The organism is Aminobacter sp. P4_D5, assembly GCF_056401815.1.
In genome coordinates, this window is record NZ_JBFUIP010000217.1 from 1 (window position 1) to 7,934 (window position 7,934).

Genomic DNA, 7,934 nt, shown 5'->3' on the forward strand with positions numbered 1-7,934 from the left:
GTATTGCCCTCCTGGTAGAGGGAAATGTTGGGAAAGAAGCGCGGCACCCTGGCGACATAAGCCTGGTATTCGGGGCCGAAGAGCGAGTCGAGATGCCGTTCCTCGCGCAGGATGACGATATGGAAGGCCAAGGCGCACAATGCGGCAAAGCCGATCGTGGCGACGATGGAGCCCATCTGGGCGCCGACGCCGGCCGCCGCCAGCGTCGAAAACACGTAAAGCGGGTTGCGAGTCATCGAATAGGGCCCGCCTGTAACGATCTCCCCCGACTTGCGCCCGCCGATGTAGAGCGTGCACCACAGGCGCCCGACGATGCCGAGGAAGATCATCAGCAGGCCGGCCATCTCGAGGACTTCGTGGACTGTCGTTTCGGGCGGGAAGGTCGACTGGCCGAACAACAGCGCCGCAAACATGGCGATGATCAGCGCGGCAAGCACCATGCGGCGCCGGTGCTGATAATTCCCCAGCCCTTCAACCATCTGTTTGCTCATGGCAGTCCACTCGCCTGCAGTACCCGCATGGCGAGTTCGACCGCTCGACGCCTTTCAAGAGAAATGAAACATCGCCCCGGCTGTCGCCGGCATCAGAGCGCCGCGCGTCCTTTCGGACGCGCAAAGGACGCTCCAATATTTTGATCCGCGCATCGTGCTTCCCGAAAATCTGTGTCGATTTTCGGGCCGATGCACAAAGGCATCAACGTGGCGCGAGCACCATCATCATCTGGCGGCCTTCGAGCTTGGGCTCGGCTTCGACCTTGGCGATGGTGGCGGTTTCCTCACGAACCTTGTTGAGGAGCTGCATGCCGAGTTCCATATGCGCCATCTCGCGGCCACGGAAACGCAGCGTCAGCTTGACCTTGTCGCCTTCCTCGAAGAAGCGGCGAACCGCCTTCATCTTGGTCTCGTAGTCGTGGCTGTCGATGTTCGGGCGCATCTTGATCTCCTTGATCTCGATGACCTTCTGGTTCTTGCGCGCCTCGGCCGCCTTCTTCTGGTTGGCGTATTTCAGCTTGCCGAGGTCAAGGATCTTGACGACGGGCGGCGTGGCGTTGGGGGAAATTTCTACGAGATCGAGGCCTGCCTCTTCGGCGGCCAGGAGTGCGTCGTTGATGGAAACATCGCCACGGTTCGAACCGTCGACGTCGATCAGCTGGACCCGGGGAACCCGGATGTCACGGTTGGAACGCGGGCCGTCCTTGGTAGGCGCGGCTGATTTAAAAGGTCTGCGAATGGTCGTGGTCTCCTCGAGCCATTGACGTTGTTGAATGTCTGACGCGCCAATGTGGGTAGCGCGCGGGCGATGTCCATAACACAGCAATCGCAACAAATCACCTGCTTGTGCGCATGCGAACTGCCCCAAATAAGGTTTTTGTCGGGTACTTTCCGTGTCGTGGCGGCTGTGCCACAAGTCCGTGCCGGGGGAGCAGCCATGATTGCAAGCGCATCAGAGTTCATCGAGGTCGACAACATCCGCATCGCCGTGAGGCGTATGGAGGGGGCAGCGCCGGGTGTCGTGTGGCTTGGCGGCTACAAATCCGACATGCTCGGCACCAAGGCCGAAACGCTGGCCGGCTGGGCCGCCGACGAAGGCCTGAGCTTCCTGCGCCACGACTATTCCGGTCACGGTGAGTCCGCTGGCCGCTTCGCCGACGGCACGATCTCGAAATGGCTGGGCGAAAGCCTGGCGGTATTCCGCCAGTTCACGCACGGACCGCAGATCCTTGTCGGCTCGTCGATGGGCGCCTGGATCGCACTGCGCATGAATGCCGAGTTGAACAGAGCGGGCGAGGGCGATCGCGTTGCGGGGCTGGTGCTTCTGGCGCCCGCACCCGACTTCACCGCCGAGCTGGTCGAACCGCAGCTGACCGAGGCGCAACGGCGCGATCTGGTGGAGAAGGGCTATTTCGAGGAGCCGTCGGATTATTCGCCCGAGCCCTACATCTATACGCGCGCGCTGATCGAGGATGGACGGCAGAACCTGGTCATGACGGGGCCGATCCATACGCACTGCCCGGTCCACATCATCCAGGGCCTTGTCGATCCAGACGTGCCGCATAGCCACGCGCTCAAGCTGATGAGCCTTTTGCCGGCCGACGACGCGACGCTGTCCCTGGTGCCCGATGGCGACCACCGCCTGTCGCGGCCTGAGGATCTCGACCTCATGACCCGCGCGGTCGGCGAAATGATCCAACGGGCAGGCTGAGCCGATGCGCATATCGATCCCGATTTCGGCATTTGTCGCAGCCATCGTCGGGTTCGGCGGCACGCTTGCCATCATCATCGCCGCCGCCAACGCGGTCGGGGCGTCGCAGATCCAGACGGCGAGCTGGGTCACCGCGATCTGCCTTGCCATGGCGTTCGAAACGGCCTGGCTGTCGTGGCGGACCAAGATGCCCGTCATCTCCGCCTGGTCGACCCCGGGTGCCGCGCTGATCGCGGCGAGCAGCGGCTTCACCATCGGCGAGGCGGTGGGCGCATTCCTGGTTACTGGCGTGCTTTTGGTGCTCACAGGCCTGATCAAGCCGCTGACTCAGCTGATCTCGCGCATTCCGGCATCGGTTGCCTCGGGCATGCTCGCCGGCATCGTCGTCACCTTCGCCATCAATGCGGTGAAGACCATCCCTGGGGATCCCTGGCTGATCCTGCCGCTGATCGCAGCATTCTTCCTGATCCGGCTGTACAACCCGGCACTTTCGGTGCTGGTGGTGCTGGTCGGCGGCGGGCTTGCCGCTTTTCTCACCGGACGCGTTGGCGGGCTGCCAACCCCGGAACTTTCGACGCTGACGCTGATCGCGCCCGAGTTTTCGGTCGCAGCGATCGTGGGTCTGGCGCTGCCGCTTTATCTCGTCACCATGGCCTCGCAGAACCTTTCAGGCCTCGCCGTGCTGCGCGCCGCCGGCTACCACCCCGAACCGGGGCCGCTGATTGGCGTCACCGGGCTGTTTTCGGTGCTGTCGGCACCGTTCGGCGCCCTGACCACCAATCTCGCGGCGATTTCGGCTGCGATCTGCACCGGCCCCGACGTGCATCCCGACATGAAAGAGCGTTGGAAGACCGGGCCGTTCTATGCGCTCGCCTATGTCATCTTCGCAGCCTTCGGGGCGTCGCTTGTGGCGATCTTCGCTGTACTTCCGCAGAGCCTGATCGTGCTGGTGGCTGGTCTCGCTCTGATGGCGCCGCTGGCCAATGCGCTCGCCATCGCGCTCAAGGACGACCACCACCGCATGGCCGCAACCACCGCCTTTGCGGTCACTGCGTCGGGGCTGACGCTGTTTGGCGTCGGCTCGGCGTTCTGGGGGCTGGTCGCGGGCCTGGTCATCCTGGTGCTCGAGAGCCTCAAAAAAGGCTAGGTTTTCCAAGCCATTGTCCGGTTTCGCCCGACATCGTCTTGAATCGCCATTTTTCCATTCCCATGTCGTTTGGAGCAGCTTTTTCCCCGGCTGCCTCGAACAAAGGAACGGCAAACTAAAATGAACACGACTGCACTGATCCGTCCGGCCTGGACGCCGGCAACCATCGCGTTGATGGTGATCGGCTTCATGGTGTTCTGGCCGCTCGGCCTCGCCATGCTTGCCTACATCATCTGGGGCGACCGGCTTGAAGGTTTCAAGCGCGACGTAAACCGGGCAACCGACGGCATCTTCGCCGGCTGCCGCAAGGCCTCGTACCGGACCAACGCCCGCACCGGCAACGTCGCTTTCGACGACTGGCGCGAGAAGGAACTCGAGCGCCTTGATGAAGAGCGCCGCAAGCTTGAAACGATGCGCGAAGAATTCGACGCCTATGCCCGCGAACTGCGCCGGGCCAAGGACCAGGACGATTTCGACCGCTTCATGGCCAACCGCCACAAGCCGACGGCACCGACCGTTACGCCCAAGAAGAGCGGCAAATCGGGCCTGCTTGACGACTGAGGTCGCCTGATCGCTGAATGCCAACGGCGCCGTAAACGCGGCGCCGTTTTTGTTACTTCTTGCGAGTGATGACTGGCCGGCCAAGTTCGCGCTCAACCAATTCACGGAGTTTGTGTATGCCGCCTATCTGCCGCTCCAACTCGGCGCGCAATTTCTGATCGTGACCCGGCAAGAACTCCCCACCAGCAGTCGAATCTCCGCAGCCACACACGCAGTCTTTCATTTGTTCAGTCCTCCACTCGCCATAGCTCACGTTCTCGGTTTTCTTACCGACACGCAATAGCCAGCGAATCACGTATTCTACCGCCATGCCTTTCGGTTTCCTCAGGAAGTTACAGCCCCGCGCGCCTGCTCCCGTCCAGGAGCGGGATCACGTCGTCGCGGGCCGCACACTACCGCTCAGGATCGTTGAGAACGACCGGGCGCGGCGGCTGACGCTGCGCATCGATGCCGGCGGACGCGGCCTGCGCATCACCGTGCCGCCCGGCCTGCGCCAGGGTGAAGTCGACCGCTTCCTCGACCGCCATCAGGGCTGGCTGGAACAGCGCCTCGCCAAGGTGCCTGACCGTCCGCAGGTGCGCCCTGGCATCAAGATTCCCATTCGCGGGGTGCCGCATCTCATCATCCATGAAGGCGGGACGCGCGGAACCGTGCGCCAGTCGCAGGACGAAAGCGGGCCGACGCTTCTGGTCCATGGCGACCGGACACACCTGCCGCGCCGCATCGCCGATTTCCTCAAGCGCGAGGCCAAGCGCGACATCGAGGCGATGGTGGCCACGCACTGCCAGTCCGCCGGCCGCCGCGCCAAGGCGATCCGTTTTCGCGACACGACGAGCCGCTGGGGCTCGTGCACGTCGGACGGGGTGCTGTCATTCTCCTGGCGCATCATGATGGCGCCGACGCCTGTCATCAACTACCTCGTCGCGCATGAAGTGGCGCATCTCAGAGAGATGAACCACGGCCCGAAATTCTGGAAGCTGTGCGAAGAACTTTGCCCCGACACCGAGCGCTGCAAAGCCTGGCTCAAGCGCAATGGCGGCGCGCTGCAGGCGATACAGTTTGAGTGAGGGACTAGCGAATAGAGAGTAGTGAATAGAACTAGGGTCAGCTTGGGGTGATCGCAACGGCAACGCGCCAGCCCACTACTTCCTTCGCTTTTCCTCGACTTTGCCGCCTTTTCGTGCCACTCCCCACCCATGGCTTTCGACATCAAAATCTGCGGCCTGAGCACCGCTGAAACACTCGACGCTGCGCTGAGCAATGGCGCTAGCCATGTCGGCTTCATCTTCTTTGCCAAGAGCCCGCGCAATGTTGCGCCCGCGCTCGCCGGACGGCTGCGTGAGGCAGCAAAGGGTAGGGCCAAGGCCGTTGCCGTGACCGTCGATGCCGACGACGCCTTCCTCGACGAGATCGTGGCGGCGATGGCGCCTGACATGATCCAGCTGCACGGCAAGGAAACGCCGGCGCGCGTGGCTGAGGTAAAAGTGCGCTATGGCCTGCCTGTCATGAAGGCTTTTTCCATTCGCGAGGCCGCCGATTTCGAGGCGATCACGCCCTATACAGGTGTTGCCGACCGCCTGCTTTTCGACGCCAAGCCGCCCGCCGGCTCCGAATTGCCCGGCGGCAATGGCGTGTCGTTCGATTGGCGGCTGCTCGCAGGCCTTGACGCCTCCGTCGATTACATGCTTTCCGGTGGCCTGAACGCCGCCAATATCGGCGACGCCCTCAAGCTCGCGAATCCGCCCGGCATCGACATTTCCTCGGGCGTGGAAAGCGCTCCGGGCGTCAAGGATGCGGCGCTGATCGAAAATTTCTTCAGGGCCGTCCGGGCAGCTCGCGACCGCAGCGCCGCCTGACCAGCCTCCAGCCGCAAGGAGATCGGCCGTGAACAAGCCGACTGAGCCCAATTCCTTCCGCACCGGGCCCGACGAACAGGGCATGTTCGGCATTTTTGGCGGCCGTTTCGTCGCCGAGACGCTGATGCCGCTGATCCTCGAACTCCAGCGCCACTGGGACGAGGCCAAGAACGATCCGGCCTTCAAGGCGGAGCTGAGCGACCTGTCGACCCATTATGCCGGCCGACCCTCCAAGCTCTATTACGCCGAAGGCCTGACCAGGCATTTGGGCGGCGCAAAAATCTATTTCAAGCGCGAAGACCTCAACCACACCGGTTCGCACAAGATCAATAACTGCCTCGGCCAGATCCTTTTGGCCAAGCGCATGGGCAAGACCCGCATCATCGCGGAAACGGGTGCCGGCCAGCACGGCGTGGCTTCGGCAACCGTTGCGGCACGCTTCGGCTTCCCGTGCTTTGTCTATATGGGCGCCACCGACGTCGAGCGGCAGATGCCGAACGTCTTCCGCATGAAGCTCTTGGGCGCTGAAGTGCGCCCGGTCAGCGCCGGCCACGGCACGCTTAAGGACGCCATGAACGAGGCGCTGCGCGACTGGGTCACCAACGTGCACGACACCTATTATTTGATCGGCACGGCTGCCGGCCCGCATCCCTATCCGGAACTGGTGCGCGACTTCCAGTCGGTAATCGGCACCGAGGCGCGCGCCCAGATCCTCGAACAGGAAGGCCGCCTGCCGGACATGATCGTCGCTGCCGTCGGCGGCGGCTCCAATGCGATTGGCCTGTTCCATCCATTCCTCGACGACCGCAGCGTCAAGATCGTTGGCATCGAAGCGGGCGGGCGTGGCCTCGACGGCATCGAGCATTGCGCCTCGATGAATGCGGGCCGCCCCGGCGTGCTGCACGGCAACCGCACCTATCTCTTGCAGAACGACGACGGCCAGATCCTCGACGGACATTCGATCTCGGCCGGCCTCGACTATCCTGGCGTTGGTCCCGAGCATAGCTGGCTGCGCGATACCGGCCGCGTCGAATATGTGCCGATCCTCGACGACGAGGCACTTGAGGCGTTCCAGCTGACGACGCGCGTCGAAGGCATTATCCCGGCACTCGAATCCGCCCATGCCATCGCGCATGCGGTCAAGGTCGCCCCTGCTATGGGCAAAGACAAGGTGATGATCGTCAACCTGTCCGGCCGCGGCGACAAGGACGTGCACACGGTGGCCAAGATGCTGGGTATGGAGATCTGATCATGACCACGCGCATCGATCGCCGCATGGCGAAGCTCAAGGCCGAGGGACGCCCAGCACTCGTCACCTATTTCATGGGCGGCGACCCCGACTATGAGACGTCTTTGTCGATCATGAAGGCGCTGCCCAAGGCCGGCAGCGACATCATCGAGCTCGGCATGCCGTTCTCCGACCCGATGGCCGACGGTCCGGCGATCCAGGCCGCTGGCCTGCGCGCGCTGAAGGCCGGCCAGACGCTGAAAAAGACGCTGCAGATGGCGCGCGAGTTCCGTCAGGGCGATGACGAAACGCCGATCGTGATGATGGGCTACTACAACCCGATCTATATCTACGGCGTCGACCGTTTCCTCGAAGATGCATTGGCATCGGGCATAGACGGGCTGATCGTCGTCGACCTGCCGCCGGAAATGGATGCCGAGCTGTGCATCCCGGCACTCAAGGCCGGCATCAATTTCATCCGCCTGGCAACGCCGACGACCGACGACAAGCGCCTGCCCAAGGTGCTCGAGAACACCTCGGGTTTCGTCTATTATGTCTCGATGACCGGCATCACCGGTTCAGCACTTGCCGACACGTCGAAGGTTGCCGAGGCGGTGAGCCGCATCAAGGCCCACACCGACCTGCCGGTTTGCGTCGGCTTCGGCGTCAAGACCGCCGAGCAGGCCAGGACCATCGGCGCCTCCGCCGACGGCGTGGTTGTCGGCACGGCGATCGTCAATGCGGTTGCCAATGTCATCGGGCCGAAAGGCGAGAAAACCGCCGACCCGGCCGAGGCTGTGGCAACGCTGGTCACCGGCTTGTCCCAGGGCATTCGCGCCGCACGCCTTGCTACCGCCCAATAAATATCCCATGTCCTGGGCTCGAAGAGGACTTCTGCCATGAACTGGATTACCAACTACGTTCGCCCCAAGATCAACTC

Annotated in this window: 10 protein-coding genes; 7 read left to right on the forward strand and 3 right to left on the reverse strand. The window is 63.0% G+C overall.

Going from position 1 to position 7,934, the window contains the following annotated elements; all coding sequences use genetic code 11:
• Both AC1DWF_RS28315 and infC read right to left on the reverse strand, forming a co-directional pair.
• The coding region (locus AC1DWF_RS28315; protein ID WP_476842329.1) for a methyltransferase family protein at nucleotides 1-491 on the reverse strand (491 nt) is incomplete at its 3' end.
• Nucleotides 492-693: 202 nt separating this feature from the next.
• Nucleotides 694-1,230 carry a translation initiation factor IF-3 gene (gene infC / locus AC1DWF_RS28320; protein ID WP_476781694.1) on the reverse strand — a complete coding sequence of 179 codons (537 nt, stop codon included), beginning with the start codon at nucleotides 1,228-1,230 and terminating at the stop codon, nucleotides 694-696.
• Between the two features lie 198 nt (nucleotides 1,231-1,428).
• On the opposite strand from infC, the gene AC1DWF_RS28325 reads away from it, so the two are divergent.
• The 3 genes from AC1DWF_RS28325 to AC1DWF_RS28335 all read left to right on the forward strand — a co-directional run bounded on the left by AC1DWF_RS28325 (nucleotide 1,429) and on the right by AC1DWF_RS28335 (nucleotide 3,910).
• A complete protein-coding gene (locus AC1DWF_RS28325; protein ID WP_476781666.1) occupies nucleotides 1,429-2,202 on the forward strand; it encodes an alpha/beta hydrolase in 774 nt (257 codons plus the stop codon).
• Between the two features lie 4 nt (nucleotides 2,203-2,206).
• The gene (locus AC1DWF_RS28330; protein WP_476781667.1) at nucleotides 2,207-3,349 is read left to right on the forward strand and encodes a benzoate/H(+) symporter BenE family transporter; all 1,143 of its coding nucleotides are present in this window, start codon (nucleotides 2,207-2,209) and stop codon (nucleotides 3,347-3,349) included.
• A gap of 120 nt (nucleotides 3,350-3,469) precedes the next feature.
• Nucleotides 3,470-3,910: a DUF2852 domain-containing protein gene (locus AC1DWF_RS28335; protein ID WP_476781668.1), complete on the forward strand. Its 441-nt coding sequence runs from the start codon at nucleotides 3,470-3,472 to the stop codon at nucleotides 3,908-3,910.
• Between the two features lie 52 nt (nucleotides 3,911-3,962).
• On the opposite strand, the gene AC1DWF_RS28340 is transcribed toward AC1DWF_RS28335, so the two are convergent.
• Complete coding sequence (locus tag AC1DWF_RS28340; RefSeq protein WP_476781669.1) at nucleotides 3,963-4,220, reverse strand: hypothetical protein; 258 nt, start codon at nucleotides 4,218-4,220, stop codon at nucleotides 3,963-3,965.
• Between AC1DWF_RS28340 and AC1DWF_RS28345 the strand changes: the two genes are divergently transcribed.
• From AC1DWF_RS28345 to trpA, 4 genes are all read left to right on the forward strand, one after another.
• Nucleotides 4,219-4,977, forward strand: coding sequence for a M48 family metallopeptidase (locus AC1DWF_RS28345; protein ID WP_476781670.1), 759 nt, complete (start codon nucleotides 4,219-4,221; stop codon nucleotides 4,975-4,977). The genes AC1DWF_RS28340 and AC1DWF_RS28345 overlap by 2 nt on opposite strands.
• 129 nt (nucleotides 4,978-5,106) lie before the next feature.
• On the forward strand, nucleotides 5,107-5,766 hold the full coding sequence (locus AC1DWF_RS28350) for a phosphoribosylanthranilate isomerase (RefSeq protein ID WP_476781671.1): 660 nt from the start codon (nucleotides 5,107-5,109) through the stop codon (nucleotides 5,764-5,766).
• A gap of 28 nt (nucleotides 5,767-5,794) precedes the next feature.
• Nucleotides 5,795-7,015 carry a tryptophan synthase subunit beta gene (trpB, locus tag AC1DWF_RS28355; protein ID WP_476781672.1) on the forward strand — a complete coding sequence of 407 codons (1,221 nt, stop codon included), beginning with the start codon at nucleotides 5,795-5,797 and terminating at the stop codon, nucleotides 7,013-7,015.
• A gap of 2 nt (nucleotides 7,016-7,017) precedes the next feature.
• Entirely contained in the window at nucleotides 7,018-7,857 is an 840-nt protein-coding gene (gene trpA / locus AC1DWF_RS28360; RefSeq protein ID WP_476788204.1) for a tryptophan synthase subunit alpha, read from the forward strand.
• Nucleotides 7,858-7,934: the final 77 nt, after the last annotated feature.